This window comes from Acinetobacter qingfengensis (genome assembly GCF_008693185.1).
Taxonomy (GTDB): domain Bacteria; phylum Pseudomonadota; class Gammaproteobacteria; order Pseudomonadales; family Moraxellaceae; genus Acinetobacter; species Acinetobacter qingfengensis.
Genome location: NZ_VXKN01000006.1, coordinates 82,123 through 98,178, shown reverse-complemented (window position 1 = coordinate 98,178; position 16,056 = coordinate 82,123). Strand labels below are relative to the sequence as shown.

The window sequence follows — 16,056 nt, the reverse complement described above, 5'->3', positions numbered from 1 at the left end:
AGGAGATATCAGTGCCTCATGATGTAGATCTCATAATATTATTAGCTGTTGGTTTTGGTTTGGCGCTGATTTTTGGCTATATTGCTGCCCGCTTACGCCTCCCCCCTCTGATTGGTTATTTGATTGCTGGAGTTTTGATTAGTCCGAATACTCCAGGAGTTGTTGGAGACATCCATCTTGCCAATCAATTGGCTGAGCTTGGTGTAATGTTTTTAATGTTTGGCGTAGGCATGCATTTTTCACTCAATGATTTAATGCAGGTTCGTCGTATTGCCTTGCCTGGTGCCATTATACAAATTGCTGTAGCAACAGTATTGGGAATAGGGGTTACCATGCTATGGGGTTGGTCATTTGGATCGGCGCTAGTGTTTGGTTTAAGCTTATCCTGTGCTAGTACGGTTGTACTCCTAAAAGCTTTGGGCGATCGTGGTGTCCTTGATTCAGTTAATGGAAAAATTGCAGTAGGGTGGTTATTGGTTGAAGATCTGGTTATGGTACTGGTCTTAGTCTTATTACCAGCAACAGCAGTTTTATTGGGTGGTGAAGCACTGACCAATGGTCCCGATAGTTCAAGTAACATCTGGCTTACTTTAGGGATTACCTTATTAAAAGTTGCAGGCTTTATTGCATTTATGCTTATTATTGGTAAACGATTAGTGCCAATGATTATTCAGTTTGTAGCTCGTCTGGGTTCTCGGGAGTTATTTACACTGACTGTTGTGGCAGCAGCAGTATCGATTGCTTATGGCTCCTATGCCATCTTTGGTGTATCAATGGCTTTAGGAGCGTTTTTTGCCGGAATGGTGGTCAAGGAATCTGATTTTAGCCATCGTGCAGAAGAAGAAACGCTACCACTACGGGAAATTTTTTCAATTTTATTCTTTGTTTCCGTAGGGATGTTATTTGATCCAAGTATTTTAATTCAACAACCCGGACATATTATGGCTGTTGTTGCCATTATTATGATTGGTAAAACCATTGCTGCAATGGCACTGGTATTATTTTTCCGTTACCCTCTAAATACTGCATTAACCGTAGGTGCCAGCCTAGCTCAAATTGGAGAATTTTCTTTTATTCTCGCCACACTTGGCGTATCTCTAAAGTTACTTAGTCTTGATGCACAGAATCTGATTTTAGCTGGAGCGTTGATTTCAATTACATTAAATTCATTTGTATTTGCAGCAATAGAACCATTACAAAAATGGATTCGGGAACGTTCCTATCTGGCACGCTTACTAGAACGCAAAAGTGATCCACTGGCAATGCTACCGGATGAAGTCAGTCAAGATTATTTACGAGATCAGATTGTTATGGTCGGTTATGGTGAAACAGGACGCCGCATTGTCGAAACCTTACAGGCCAATCATGTCAAAGTCGTGATTGCTGAAGAAAACCGAGAGATTGTGGAAAATTTAAGGGAAAAAGGCGTTGCTGCGGTAAGTGGTTCTGCCACCGAACCTAGTGTTCTGATTCAAGCACATATTATGCACGCCCGTGCTTTGGTACTTTCTGGTTGTGATGCACTGGAAATCCATCAAATTGTTAATATTGCCAAACAACTTAACCCTTTATTGGAAATTATCCTAACCGCTGATTCTACAGAACAGGCACGTTTACTTCGAGAAGAAAATATCGGACCTGTATTTTTTGCAAAAGAAGAAATGGCAAAAAATATGAGTGAGCATATTCTGGAACAAATGCAACGTGCACATCATTTAACACATTAAATTGACCACTAAAAAGCACCTAAAAGTTATTGTCTTTAGGTGCTTTTGTTTATAAATTTTCAGTCAATTAATTTACAATCATAATGTGATATAAATCTTCAAGAAATTTTACCGCCAATTTACTTTTCAGCTATAAAACTCAGGTTTTTGATCAATCACTTGCGCATGCCATTTATTTGACTGTTGTTCCATTACAGCAAAAAAAGCGGCCTGTACCATATGTTGTGCAACAATACCTGTACTTTCTCCAAGCATTTGGCGTACTTCATCATTAAACTCAATTCTGACTATAGGTGCTTTGTCAGAACCAACTGCACGTAAAGCCAATGCACCATCTTCAAGTTGCACCAATTCCAGTACGGTTTCCTGAGTACCCAACAGGTCTTTCATCTCCTCAATTGACATACACAACCTCCCGCAATATCTCTATTGCCAAATTTGCACTTAATATAAGTCATATTAATGCAATCAAATAGACCAAATTTCAAGTGTTTGTCTGATAATGAGTTAAAATTCCACCATTTCATTACGAAAACCATCAATAAGGTGCACTAAATCTGCATGCCATTCGCGTAAAATTTGCGCATCAGGTAACCATGCCTGCGGACTTTGCGTCACCTTAATAATCAGATTGGAGGAAGTTTCATGTTCTGGTTCAGGTGCTGCCGGCTCAGGTGCATATTGGCACAAACGAAAAGCTCGATTAAGTTCCGCCAAAAAACCGTCCTGACTTAATTGTTTTAATACTTGCACCTCAGGAGAAACTTGCCCACGCTCTGCCATGTATTGCTCAATATTTTGCAAAGTGGGACGTAATTCTGTCAAACGGTAATAGCGCACCAATTCCTGCAAGAATGCCAATACTGCGCCTTGTAAATGAAATACTGCTGCTTCACGGTGTGCCTGCGCCTGCTGAACGTGTTCGGTTTTTTCTGATTGCTGGCATGCTAGACGGGCAAAATATAGTTTCTGATTGGTACGGTCGGCATGATAACGGGCAACACGGGACATCACAGTTCCTTAATCACAAATAATTTTCATGTTATTGTAAAATTATTAGTAATGATTAGATAGTGGCAAAATCAATCCCAATTTACACCAATTTCAGGTTTAGTGATTGTGGACTCTCGTTCAAAATTCCAGGTTCTTTGTCGCTGTTCACCACGTTGATGCAAGGTTTCTGTACAAAGTGACATCAGAAAATCACTTAAAAAATAACCTGTTACAACTCTGCCTTGTACATCAAGTTGATCCTTTACCCAGGTAAATAAATTTTGACGTGTAATAATAAGTTCGTTTTTTGCTCGTGTCAGTGCGACATAAAGTACTCGACGCTCTTCTTCTACCTCATCAAAATTGCCTTGTGATCTAGCATGTGGAAATTGTCCAACTGAAGCATTAGCAACATAACAAACTTCGCGTTCAGTTCCCTTAGCTGAATGGATAGTAATTAGTGTCACTACATCTTTGTCTTTTTCTCGTTCTACCTCACTATGGGAAATAGGTTCTAATATATATTCTTCAATAAAATCAGTGACATTACTATGTTTATCAGCCAATTGCATAACCAGTTCAAAATCACGCATCCGGCGTGACCAATCCTGATTACGATAATTATGTTCAAGCTGTGTTTGTAAAGCACTAAGTACGACTTGCAAACTTTGTTTTACCAAATGCTGAATTTGTATTAATTGCTCTAATGCCGATATAGCAATTGCTGGAACTTTACTGCTTTTTTTTAACTTTTGAATACATGCTGTTAAATCATCACATTGTAAAAATCCGGTAGCCATCCGACTTGCAGACACATCACCAATACCATTCCATAACGTTAAAAATCGCATCCATGCCAGCTCATCCTTATGGTTGGCGACAATACGCAAGACACTTAGCACATCTTTAACATGCGCAGATTCCAGTAATTTTACACCGCCAATAAACTGATAAGGAATATCAGCAGCAACCAATGCACTTTCAATCGTGCGCCCTGCAAAACCTGAACGTACCAAAATCATGTGTTGTTGCCATGCAGCACCTTTTTGATAACGTCTTTTCAGATTTTGTGCAATCCAATTGGCTTCTTCAAATTCATTGGCAAGGGTATGTAATTGTGGTTTAAGACCTGATCCTCGATGTGCAGTTAATTGTTTTTGATAATCCAGCGGGCTAATTTTTAACAACCAATTAGATACATCCAGAATTTCTTGTGTAGAGCGATAGTTTTTTGCCAGAGTCAAAATTTCAGCATCTGGTACACGCTGTTTAAACGCATGAATATTTTGAAAATCTGCACCACGAAAACCATAAATAGATTGTGCATCATCACCAACACAGAATAGATGGGCTTTACCAATAAATGGTTTAAGCAATGACCACTGCAAAGGATTGGTATCTTGCATTTCATCAACCAATAAATATTGACAGCGATAAAGCACTTGCTCCAGCAAAGCATCAGATTGATTCAAATATTTCGCAACATATTCTAGAATATCATCATAATCCAGATACCCACGCTCACGTTTTTGCTGTTCATAAGCTTTCATCACTGCCATAATGGCATCTTTAAAATCCATCATCTCAGGAAGATGTTTTATCAATGCCTCACTAAGTTTACATTGGGTATTGCGGGCAAACGAATAAACATCTAGTAATTGTGCAGCCTTAGGTAATTCAATGTCTTTTTGCTGACCACGTAATAAACGAAACATCAATAGTTGATCATCACGATCAATGACATTAAATTGCCCCAAATCAAATGCTTTGGCATAACGGCGTAAAATTCCCATACAAAAAGTATGAAAGGTAGAAGCTTTTAGTCCCTGTGATTGCGCTCCAAGATATTGCTCAACTCGTGTGATAATTTCACTGGCCGCACGGCGGGTAAATGTGACAATCTGAATTTGTTCAGGTGGCACACCCTGATTAATCAGATAAGCAGCACGAGCAACAATGGTTTTGGTTTTACCACAACCTGCCCCAGCCAATATCAGTGCATTTTGTGCAGTTGTGGTGGCTGCATTAAGTTGTTCAGGATTAAGTTCATCTAAAAGGCGCTGAATGGTCATGCAAATTGACTGGATATCATCTAAATTTTTTCAAGTTTAACATGCCTGAAGTCAGAAGATTGCATTGAATATAATACATGGGATGCCAGTCTATGTTGTATATCAACTAAAGGATGTTGAAATTCTTGCTGGAATTGCATACCTAAGCGCTGCATGAGTGTCCATGAAGGTCGGTTGCATTTTGCAGTAAATGCCATAATTTGACTAAACTTTAACTGATCAAATCCATATTGTAAAACTGCCTGAGCTGCCTCAAATGCTAAACCTTGATGCCAAAACATAGGCAAGAGCCGCCACGAAATTTCTACAGGACATATAAACGGTAAATCATAATGTGGATGATTTAATCCTACAAAACCAATAAATTGATGAGTATTTTTTAAAGTAACTTTGTATAAACCATATCCTTGTTGAACAAAACGCAACCTTAATTGAGCAAAAAACTGCTGATTCTGTGTTTTAGAAAGTGAATGTAAAAAATATTGCATGGCTTGTGCATCACTATTTAAAGCGTACAATGATTGCTCATCAGTATCTTGCCAAGATGTGAGTATTAATCTATTGGTTTCAATATTCATCAATCATTTAGCCATTATAACAATATATTTTTAGCACTATTTTACCTTTGTTTTGTAAAAAATAATGCAATTGATTAGGTAGTTTTATCAATATCTTCAAATATCAAATCATGTATTCTGTCATCAGTGAATCTATCGATAAAACAGTATATTTTGCATATTTTATTGTATTCTAATGATTATCTTTCCCCTTCCAAATCTACTACTAAAGGACATCTGATCATGCTTGAAGATGCAATCTTTAACAAAGTCACTATTAACTATATTGAATTTAATGTTCGTGACATCGAAAAAACTAAAACCTTTTATACACATTTAGGTTGGTCGTTTACAGATTACAGCAAAGACTATTGTGAGTTTGATTCAGGAAGTTTAAAAGGTGGCTTTACTCAGAATGATGACATTACTACACAAGGTGGTGCATTAATCATTCTATATACAGCACAATTAGAACAAACGCTTGAAATCATCAAATTAGCAGGTGGACGAATTATAAAAAATATTTTTGATTTTCCAGGTGGAAGACGTTTCCATTTCACTGATCCAGACGGATATGAATTAGCAATTTGGTCTGATCATTAAAATGAAATAGACATAAGCATTTCATGTATCACAAGTGATTTGATCAGCTAGACGATCAAATCACAACTTTGTTAATTTAATAAAAACGTCTACTCCATTACTCTTCTTTATTTATTGTAGTAGATACAGGCGGAATTGACTTAATCAAGCGAGCAACTGTCAAATAATAAATGCCCTGAAGTAATACATCAATTGCCAGAATTGCACCTAATATCCAAAAAGATGTAGTAAGATTTAATAAAATCAGCACACCAGCAATAAAAATTAATAAGCCGGATAAAAATGCCCATTTCCAGTTGGATATTTCCTTTAAGAACGTTGCATAAGCCATGCGTGCAGCACCAGCAAATAACAAAAACATTCCCATCAATGATGTTAATACAATCGCTGCTTTATTTGGTGAACTAAAAGCAAAGTACCCTGCCATGAAATAAAAAATACTAAATAATGCCCAGAGCCAGCGTGAATCTGACCTCAATAGGGTAAATGCAACTATAAGCTGCAACATACCAGCACACATCATCAAGATACCGAAAAAATATACAACCGATAAAGTTGCTAAAGGTAGCATCAAAAATAATGCAATTCCCGCCAGAATAAAACTAATGCCCAAGACAACATACCATTTACTTTCTGCGTGCAAATGCTTACGAATTAAATCATTACTAACTGTAATCATGATTATTCCCAAATATTTATTTTATATATTGTACGCAAAAGCTATCAAGAAAACAGAATTACTTACAAAATTTATGGTTTTATCCAACCAATTTCCTGTGCAGTCTGATTACGAACCACAATCTGATTTAAATGATCAGCCATTTTGCTCTGCTCTGCATTCCATGCTATCTTTCCGGACATTAATTCTGCACGATGTTGAGGATACAAAGGTTGTTGATCTGGATCAGCATAACCTTCTGGATAAATTGGTTGATTACTAATAAAATCATATTTATCAGTCGCACCAAATGCATGTAACATTTCATGTGCAATTACAATTTGATTCTGATCATGCTGCTGAGCAGATGCAAATAAATTTACTAATCCCACACGCCCTTTTTCCAGTGCTGTAGAATGTTGTAAGACAGAATGTGTTTTCATATCATAAAAATTAAGATAAAGCGATAAACTGGCTGGAGCATTAAAATTTTGCTGATAGCGCCATGCATAATAGCGAAATTTCAAACTCCATAACATGATTCCTAAAACTGATGATGAATTTGGTGCTTGTGGAGTCAATTGTTTAATTTCTGAACCCAACTTAAAATAGATTGTAATCGATTGGTGATATTGTTGGGCTTGTTGCTGTAAAAATTCAGAAATAGGTTGAAAATCTTGAACATCAAGCTGTTCAATATATTGTGCTGTTGTGATTGAACCATCTGCATTTATAGGATACAGCATAACAAAGATAGGATTTTTCCAGTTCTGATTTGAATCCTTCCAGGCATTCATGGCCACGATCGCCAATATTATTAATAAAATGACAACACGAATATTTTTCCAGAATTTAGACTTTTCTGATTGCAACACGATACTAGCCTTTGGTCATGAAATTATCATTTGATAGTAAAATTATAATCATGAGCAATTTATCTATTTTTTAATTATAAAAAGGTTCTACACGAATGTAGAACCTTTTATTAGCAATCCATAAGACTACTTCTGATATTTAATCTAACTTCGTTAGATTAAGCAGAAGCTTATTATTGCTGACCTGGTTGAACTACAACTGTTTTGCTACCAGTAATTGTAGCAAATACACGACGGTTCATTGCACGGCCTTCAGCTGTACTGTTGTCAGCAATTGGTTGATCCCATGCGAAACCTTGAGTTGTTAAACGATTTGCATCGATACCAAATTCGTTAACAAGAGACGCTTTAACTGAATTAGCACGAGCTAGAGATAAACGTTCGTTAAGTTTACGTGGACCAGTGTTATCAGTGTGACCATCAATTTGAGCAGTAGCATTTGGATATTCAACCAATTTTTCAGCTACTTTAGCAATTTCTGGTTTGTACTGTGGCTTGATGTTTGATTTATTCAAGTCAAAGAATACACGAAGTTCCATTTTAAGATTTTCAGTTACTTCTTTAGGTTCTTCAACTGGTTGAACTTCAACTGGAGGCTGAACTGGCTCAACTTCTACTACTGGAGCAGCAGGTTTCAAGTGACCGCCAAGTACGACTTGAAGTGCAGCAATACCCTGGTGATCCCAAGTGTTAAGATCGAAGTTGTTGGTAGCACGAGCTTCTGTACGAAGTGTCAAAGCATCGTTAAGTTGCCATAAAAGACCTAAACCAACGTTACCAATGGTATCTTTGGTAGAAACATCAAGATCTTTAGCTTCAAACTTAGACCAACCACCACCGATTAAAGCGTATGGTTTAACTTTGCTGTCGTAGTTACCAGTAAATACGTCAGAAGTTGCGATAAAGTTTAAGCTAACAGTTTGATGTTTACCATCAAATTTACCTGCTGGAGTTTCAACATCTGGTTTAGTTTGTTGATATTCAACTTCAGCTTGTAACCAAGGTGTTAATTCAGCACCGATTGCAGCACCTACAGAAAGATCATCTTTCACATCTGTAGAGTTGGTGGCACCTACCCAGCTACCGATTTGTTTATCAAAGTTTTCAGGGTACCAGTGATAACCTAACATTAACGGTGTAACCGTTACACCAGCGTTTGCAGCAGCGAAAGGAGCTGCAACTAACATTGCAAGCGCAATACGACTCATTTTCATGGAGTTCCTCCAGATTAACATTTTGTTGTTTAACTCAGCTTAAAACTTATTGTATGTACATAATGGATACAATGCTATCGGCTTTCAAGCTAATTTTTAGCAATTCTACAACTTGTGCATAAGAAAGCCAATAGTTCGTAACATTATTTGTCAATGATATTGACAAATTCACTTACAAATTTCGTTGTGATTTCGTAAATCAATCGTCAATATTAACCACTTTTTGATTTTAGTGATTTCTTTGGCAGTTTTCTACAAATTTTCATCAAGTTTTGTAAGTGCTAGACTTTTTTATGAAGAGTCATTATTCTACAAACTAATAATATTTATAGTAAAACAATGATGGAAAAGCATTTTTTACCTAATAAAAGCTGTAAGGGATTAACAATTACGGAACTACTTGTTTCTATTTTTATTACAAGTGCAATTGTGGTTTTAGCGATTCCACATTTTTCTTCTTTAATTGCAAATCTCGAAAGTAAAAAGACCATTACCTTTATCAATACTGTTTTAAATGACAGCAAACATCGTGCTTTTATTCATCATGATCGAATCGCAATTTGTGGTAGTCATGATCAGATCAGTTGCAGTGATGATGGTTGGAGTACAGGTTTATTGGTTTTTATTGATCAAAAATCACCGGATCGAATCAGGCAATCCGAGGAAACGATTTTGCATTACTATGCTCTAAATTTAAAACATGGTTCTTTATCGTGGAAAGGTGCAGCAGGTAGAAATCTTGTTTTTCAATCCGACTCAGGTTTACCCAGAGGTTCACAAGGCTCTTTTTTTTATTGTGCCAATGATGCAGTAAATTCCAGAAGATTGATTTTAAGCTACATGGGGAATACTCGCCATGAAACAATTCAACAATGTGAAGATTAAGTGATCAGATACAAAAATAAGGTATATTTATTCATACCTTATTTTCATTTTCTCAATGTTTATTCACCAGTTTGATAACCTGTTTGTTGCACCGCAACTGAAGCTTGATATGGATGAGTAAAATCATTTAATCCTGCAGCAGTTTCAGCAATATCTTTGTCGGCTTTAATCACAAAGCTATCAAAACCACAACGTTTTAAATAATTCAATACATCCTTAAAAATGTCCCCAATCGCACGCAATTCACCTTTAAATCCCTGACGACGCAATAAGGCAGCAAATGAATAGCCTCGGCCATCATTAAAACCTGCAAATTCAATAAAGATAGTATCCAATTGATCTAAAGGGAATTGATGATTTTCTGGTGAAACATCGACTGTAACATAAAGCGCTTTTTTACCAGAAATTTGCTGCAATTGATCCAATTGATCAGCAGTTAAAACCACGTCACCTTGAGGTAATTGACCATCTTCAGAAATAGGCTGATACGTATTCTGAAAAATGCTACCGTCTTTATACAATACAGCTAAGTCAAGATTAAGCATACGCTCTCTCCTTAAATGGTTTGATCCCCACTCGACGATAAGTATCAATAAACCGTTCACCTTCTTCACGAAGATCCAGATAGGTATTTAATAATTCTTCCACGACATCAGGAACAAGTTCTGCAGCAAAAGATGGCCCCAGAATATCTCCCAGAGAAGCATCATGATCAGCATTACCACCTAACATGATTTGATAAAATTCTTCACCTTTTTTGTCTACACCGAGAATACCGATATGACCAACATGATGATGACCACATGCATTCATACAGCCCGAAATATTTAAGTCCAGTTTACCAAGATTATAAATGGTATCCAGATCATTGAAACGGCGTGTAATGGCTTCAGAAATCGGGATAGATTTTGCATTTGCCAATGAACAGAAATCACCACCTGGACAGCAAATAATATCTGTCAAAAAGCCAATATGTGCCCGTGCAAGATTCGCGTTATCAAGTGTTTGCCATAGTTTAAAAATATCTTTTTGCGGGACATCAGCCAAGACAATATTTTGCTCATGAGTCGTTCTTAATTCGCCAAAGGTATATTGATCTGCCAAATCTGCAATAAAATTCATTTCTTCGGTAGTGATATCGCCCGGCGCAATACCTGCACGTTTCAGGTTAATGACCACAACACGATAGCCTTTCACTTTATGTTGATGCGTATTGACATTAAACCATTGTTTAAACTTTGGATATTGAGAAAATAAAGGTTCAAAGTCTTCATCTTCAAAATCTTGATAATCAAATGGTGTAAATTGTTGATCAAGACCTGCCAGTACATTAGCCTCAATGCGCAATTGATCCCGGATTTGAACGAATTCAGCTTCTACTTTTTCTGCAAAAACTTGTGGTGTTAATGCTTTAACCAGAATTTTGATACGCGCTTTATATTTATTATCACGGCGACCATGTAAGTTATACACACGTAAAACTGCTTCCAGATAGGCAATTAAATCTTCACGTGGTAAGAAATCACGAATAAAACTACCAATAACTGGTGTTCGCCCAAGACCACCGCCCACTTTAATCTTATAGCCAATCTCACCTGCTGCATTTTTTACAATGTAAACGCCAATATCATGAAATGATGTCGCTGCCCGGTCAGTTTCACTAAACGCAGATACAGCAATCTTAAATTTACGTGGTAAAAATGCGAACTCAGGGTGAAATGTACTCCACTGACGAATCAACTCGCAGGTTGGACGAGGATCTGTAATTTCACCTGCGATCACACCTGCATACTGATCTGTTGTTGTGTTACGAATACAGTTACCAGAAGTCTGAATGGCATGCATTTGTACTGAAGCCAGTTCCTGTAAAATATCAGGTACCTGTTCCAATGCTGGCCAGTTCAACTGGAAATTTTGGCGTGTTGATACATGTGCATAGCCACGATCATAATTCAGACTAATTTCAGCAATTTTTCGTAATTGTTTACTATTTAACAGCCCATAAGGTACAGCAATACGCAACATGGGTGCATAACGCTGTACATATAAACCATTTTGAAGACGTAAAGGACGATACTCATCCTCAGTAAGTTTTCCCGCTAAATAGCGTTCTGTCTGGTCACGAAACTGTGCAACTCGTTCATTGACGAGCTGTTGATCGAATTCGGTATAAGAATACATGGCGTAAGGCTAGTAAGAGTCATTCTAAAGGCTTGCAGAATATACCGTTTTTCATCATCAACAAAATGCTTTTTTTGTATAATTTAATTCGATTTTTTTGATAAGCATAGTCTGTCAATAAAAAAGCTGACCCAATGGATCAGCTTTATAATATTCAATATCCACTCTTCATTGATTAGAATGGCGCATCAATGTCCACAACACCGACAAGTTTGTGGTTCACAAACTCTTTAATGCCCAGACCAATCAATTCACGACCATAACCAGAGCGAGCAACACCACCAAATGGTAAGTCTGCTTTCACCATAGTTGGATGGTTAATATAAACCATACCAGTATAAATTTGTCTTGCTACTTTTACGCCACGATCATGATCTTGAGTAAAGACTGAACCACCCAAACCAAATGGCGAATCATTGGCAATACGAATTGCATCGGCCTCATCTTTAGCACGGTACAATTGTGTTACCGGGCCAAAAAACTCCCAATGACGAGCTTCGTTTTGTTCGTGCAAATTGGTCATTAATACTGGTTGAAAGAAAGCACCCTGCTCTGGAACTGCTGCACCAATAATTTCAACCTCTGCACCCGCTTCTACTGCTTTTGCAACTTGTTTTTTCAAATCATCAGCAGCTTTTTGGGAGGATAACGGTGCAAGTGTTGTTTCAGGATCCATTGGATCACCAGCTTTAAGTTTTGCAACGCCCTGTTTATACAGTTCAACAAACTTATCATAAATAGCATCTACAACAATAAGTCGTTTTGCAGAAACACAAACCTGACCTGCATTCCAGTGACGTCCCATGACTGCCCATTCAACTGTTTTTTCCAGATCGGCATCATCTAACACGACGAATGCATCAGCACCACCTAATTCCAGTGTAGATTTTTTTAATGCTTTACCTGCTGCACCAGCAACAATTGCTCCTGCTGTTTCAGAACCCGTTAATGCAACACCAATAACGCGTGGGTCATTCAATACCAATTCTGTGTGTTCATGTGCAAGATACAGATTTTTAAATGCACCTTGTGGTAATCCGGCTTCCAACATTAATTCTTCAAAAACATTGGCACTTTGTGGAACATTAGATGCATGTTTTAAAATAACAGTATTGCCTGCTGAAAGTTGCGGTGCAAGAATACGTGCAATTTGATAGAACGGAAAATTCCATGGTTCTACGGCAAGCAAAACGCCTTGTGGTTCATGATAAATTGTCGCTTCAATACCATTTGTGTCAGTTGACAATTTTTCTGGTGCCAATAATTGTTCTGCATTTTTTGCATAGTATTCAAAAATTTCAGCAGATAAAATTGTTTCCAGTTTTGCTTCTGTAAACAGTTTACCCATTTCAAGCGTCAAATATTGTGCATATTTATCGGTTTCTTTCCGTAAAATGCTTGCCGCTTTATTTAAAATTTCTGCACGTTGTGCAAAACTGGTTTCTTTCCATGACTGAAATGTTTGGTGCGCTTGATCAATCGCTGTAATGACTTGTTCTTCACTTGCATTCGCAAAAGTTTTTAATGTTTCACCAGTGTATGGATTGACTGTAGCATAAGCCATTTTTAACGTCCTTCTATCTATGATGTACTGTTCATGAATACATCAAGCTTGGTTAACGTTTATTTGTCTGATCTTTTGGATAATCTATTTTTCAAAAATGAAAAACAACAGACAACATAACGCAAGTTTGGTCAAATTTTTTAACAAATTTAGCTTCAACATTTAGCCTACTTTTTCCCTACTTTTATTGTTACGGTACAATATACATAAAAAAATGCTCGCCAAAGCGAGCATTCTAGGAGTTTACGGCTATAGTATTTTATTTTTGATCAGGTAATGCATAAGCAATCAGATAGTCTCCCATCTTTGTTCCAAATGAACCATGACCTCCAGCCATAATAACCAGATATTGTTTACCATTAATTTCGTAAGTCATTGGTGTAGCCTGACCACCTGCAGGTAATCGTGCTTCCCAAAGTTTGTCACCATTAGTTACATTATAGGCACGGATATAATTATCTTGTGTCGCTGCAACAAACATGACATTCCCTGCGGTAGAAATTGAGCCACCCAAACCTGGCACACCAATTTTTAATGGTGGTAGTTGAAACAAGTTTGGCAAGCTATCACGGATCGTACCAATACGTTTTTTCCATACAACCTGATGGGTGTTCAAATCAACACCTGCAACATAACCCCATGCTGGCTGCTTACAAGGTAAACCGATTGGTGACAGGAATGCTGAAATCTCTACACCATAAGGTACACCGTACATAGGTTGTACTCCTTGCTCAGTTCCGGCACCCTTAGCACCTTTGGCACGATTTGGATCTTCCGGAATGAGTCTGGAGATAAATGGTAAACCTATCGGGTTCATGACAGCCACCTGACGATCAGGGTTAACAGAAATACCGCCCCACTCAAATACACCTAAATTTCCTGGGAAAACGACTGTGCCATTTTCTGATGGCGGAGTATAAATACCATCATAGTTCAATTTTTTAAATTGAATACGGCAAACCAGTTGATCAAACATTGTTGCACCCCACATATCTTTATCTGTCAATTTTTGCTGCGGAGCGAGATCAAAATCAGAAAAAGGCTGTGTCGGTGAATAACGCTCACCTTTAGTTTGTGGGCCACGTTTTACAGTTTGTGGTACAGGTTTTTCGGTAATTGGTACAATTGCCTGACCATTACGGCGATCCAGTACAAAAACATTACCTGTTTTGGTGGTGACATAGACTGCTGGAATAGATTGGCCATCTTTATTAATATCCGCCAATGTCGGCTGAGAAGGTACATCCATATCCCATAAATCATGATGTGTGGTTTGGAAACTCCAGACCAATTTACCCGTACTTGCATTGATTGCCAAAACAGAGTTGGCATAGCGTTCTTTTAATTCAGTACGATCGCCTCCCCAGATATCAGGTGTTCCAACACCAGTAGGAATATAAGCAATATCCAGCTTACTGTCATAAGCCAATGGTGCCCATGCATTTGGTGAGTTATGGACAAAAGTTTGACCCGGTGCAGGTATTGCATTTGGATCTTCGGCACCCGTATCAAATACCCATAATAATTTACCAGTATTCACATCATAACCACGAATAACACCAGAAGGTTCTTTCGATGAATAGTTATCCGTTACAGAGCCAGCAATTACAATAGTGGTGCCAGTAACAACAGGAGGTGATGTTGGGTTATAACCGCCTGGATATGCAAACGGCATATCTTTTTGCAAATCGACTTCACCGTTTGTACCAAAATCACTACAACGCTGACCGTTATCGGCATTAACTGCAACAAGACGTCCATCATTTACAGGTAAAATAACCTTACGAGGACATTGAGTCGATGTAGATTTTTTAGATTCCAGACTTTTTGCAAATTCTGTTGTGTTATTAGCATCATGATAAGAAACGCCACGACAGGTTAAATGCTGAAAGGTTTTATCTGCTTTTAATTTTGGATCAAAACGCCATTTTTCCTTGCCTGTGGCAGGATCAAGTGCAATCAACCATTGATGTGTAGTACACATATACATGTTATTGCCGATTTTGATTGGTGTGACTTGATTAGTGGTTTCACCTGCATCATGACCTGTTTTGACATCACCTGTCCGAAATGTCCATGCCACTTTTAAATCTTTAACGTTACTATCATTAATCTGAGTTAGTGGTGAGTAACGCTGACCAGCCTGAGTACGGCCATAAGCAGGCCAATCCGCAGGTGCAACCCCCTCTATTACTGTTGCAGTTTGTGGCTGAACCTGCTTAATGCTGCCATTGATTTCCTGAGGATCGTTAAAGATTGAAAAGCCCAAAACAACAACTGCCAAAAGAAGAGTTGCTGATAAAAATATTTTTGATGATTTTGCCGAAACACTAAAGTCTGACGTTACTGCTGGCAATAATAACCACAAACCAACAAGACCAATAATATCCAATCGTGGTGCCAATGCCCAGAAGTCTGTTCCAACTTCCCAGATGGCCCATATTGTCGTTGCAAGCATTAATATTGCGTAAAGTGTAATGGCCAGATTAGAACGTTGCCCAAGCAAAATAGTGGTCACAAGTAAGATAATACCTGTCACAATGTAATACCAGGATCCTCCCAGAATGGCGAGATAAACACCACCACCCAATAAAACTGCGCCAAATAAAGCTATGAGAATAACTGTAATTTTGCGCAATCCTGAAGCTTTTTCAGGAAATGTCATAGCGCCACCTCATTGTTGTTATGTTCTGATAAAAATCATACTGGTTACCGTATGGTTTTTAT

14 protein-coding genes are annotated in these 16,056 nt (G+C 37.8%); 3 read left to right on the top strand and 11 right to left on the bottom strand.

Translation table 11 applies throughout. The features are described from left to right. The first annotated feature begins 11 nt into the window (after positions 1-11). Positions 12-1,727, top strand: a complete 1,716-nt coding sequence (locus F4V57_RS09380) for a cation:proton antiporter (RefSeq protein WP_070068501.1) — start codon at positions 12-14, stop codon at positions 1,725-1,727. 126 nt (positions 1,728-1,853) lie between these two features. On the opposite strand, the gene F4V57_RS09375 is transcribed toward F4V57_RS09380, so the two are convergent. From F4V57_RS09375 to F4V57_RS09360, 4 genes are all read right to left on the bottom strand, one after another. Next, positions 1,854-2,132, bottom strand: coding sequence for a hypothetical protein (locus F4V57_RS09375; protein ID WP_070068502.1), 279 nt, complete (start codon positions 2,130-2,132; stop codon positions 1,854-1,856). Positions 2,133-2,234: 102 nt separating this feature from the next. After that, on the bottom strand, positions 2,235-2,738 hold the full coding sequence (locus F4V57_RS09370) for a DUF6586 family protein (protein WP_070068503.1): 504 nt from the start codon (positions 2,736-2,738) through the stop codon (positions 2,235-2,237). Positions 2,739-2,809: 71 nt separating this feature from the next. Then, the gene (locus F4V57_RS09365) at positions 2,810-4,792 is read right to left on the bottom strand and encodes an ATP-dependent helicase (protein ID WP_070068504.1); all 1,983 of its coding nucleotides are present in this window, start codon (positions 4,790-4,792) and stop codon (positions 2,810-2,812) included. 20 nt (positions 4,793-4,812) lie between these two features. Further along, positions 4,813-5,370 carry a GNAT family N-acetyltransferase gene (locus F4V57_RS09360; protein WP_070068505.1) on the bottom strand — a complete coding sequence of 186 codons (558 nt, stop codon included), beginning with the start codon at positions 5,368-5,370 and terminating at the stop codon, positions 4,813-4,815. 222 nt (positions 5,371-5,592) lie between these two features. Between F4V57_RS09360 and F4V57_RS09355 the strand changes: the two genes are divergently transcribed. Beyond that, positions 5,593-5,952 (top strand): VOC family protein, encoded by a 360-nt coding sequence (locus F4V57_RS09355; RefSeq protein ID WP_070068506.1) that lies wholly within the window; start codon positions 5,593-5,595, stop codon positions 5,950-5,952. Between the two features lie 97 nt (positions 5,953-6,049). On the opposite strand, the gene F4V57_RS09350 is transcribed toward F4V57_RS09355, so the two are convergent. From F4V57_RS09350 to omp38, 3 genes are all read right to left on the bottom strand, one after another. Then, positions 6,050-6,631, bottom strand: coding sequence for an HdeD family acid-resistance protein (locus F4V57_RS09350; protein WP_070068507.1), 582 nt, complete (start codon positions 6,629-6,631; stop codon positions 6,050-6,052). Positions 6,632-6,702: 71 nt separating this feature from the next. Then, the gene (locus tag F4V57_RS09345) at positions 6,703-7,407 is read right to left on the bottom strand and encodes a hypothetical protein (RefSeq protein ID WP_070068605.1); all 705 of its coding nucleotides are present in this window, start codon (positions 7,405-7,407) and stop codon (positions 6,703-6,705) included. Between the two features lie 251 nt (positions 7,408-7,658). Beyond that, entirely contained in the window at positions 7,659-8,699 is a 1,041-nt protein-coding gene (gene omp38 / locus F4V57_RS09340; protein ID WP_070068508.1) for an outer membrane protein Omp38, read from the bottom strand. Between the two features lie 342 nt (positions 8,700-9,041). Here omp38 and F4V57_RS09335 point away from each other — a divergent pair, with 342 nt between their 5' ends. Beyond that, entirely contained in the window at positions 9,042-9,584 is a 543-nt protein-coding gene (locus tag F4V57_RS09335) for a pilus assembly FimT family protein (RefSeq protein ID WP_070068606.1), read from the top strand. A 59-nt stretch (positions 9,585-9,643) separates the two neighbouring features. On the opposite strand, the gene F4V57_RS09330 is transcribed toward F4V57_RS09335, so the two are convergent. The 4 genes from F4V57_RS09330 to F4V57_RS09315 form a co-directional block, all read right to left on the bottom strand. After that, entirely contained in the window at positions 9,644-10,129 is a 486-nt protein-coding gene (locus F4V57_RS09330) for a DUF934 domain-containing protein (RefSeq protein ID WP_070068509.1), read from the bottom strand. After that, a complete protein-coding gene (locus F4V57_RS09325) occupies positions 10,122-11,765 on the bottom strand; it encodes a nitrite/sulfite reductase (protein WP_070068510.1) in 1,644 nt (547 codons plus the stop codon). The genes F4V57_RS09330 and F4V57_RS09325 overlap by 8 nt, the downstream gene beginning before the upstream one ends. 175 nt (positions 11,766-11,940) lie before the next feature. Beyond that, positions 11,941-13,329, bottom strand: a complete 1,389-nt coding sequence (locus F4V57_RS09320) for an NAD-dependent succinate-semialdehyde dehydrogenase (RefSeq protein ID WP_070068511.1) — start codon at positions 13,327-13,329, stop codon at positions 11,941-11,943. 259 nt (positions 13,330-13,588) lie between these two features. After that, positions 13,589-15,994 (bottom strand): glucose/quinate/shikimate family membrane-bound PQQ-dependent dehydrogenase, encoded by a 2,406-nt coding sequence (locus tag F4V57_RS09315; protein ID WP_070068512.1) that lies wholly within the window; start codon positions 15,992-15,994, stop codon positions 13,589-13,591. Between the last annotated feature and the right edge of the window lie 62 nt (positions 15,995-16,056).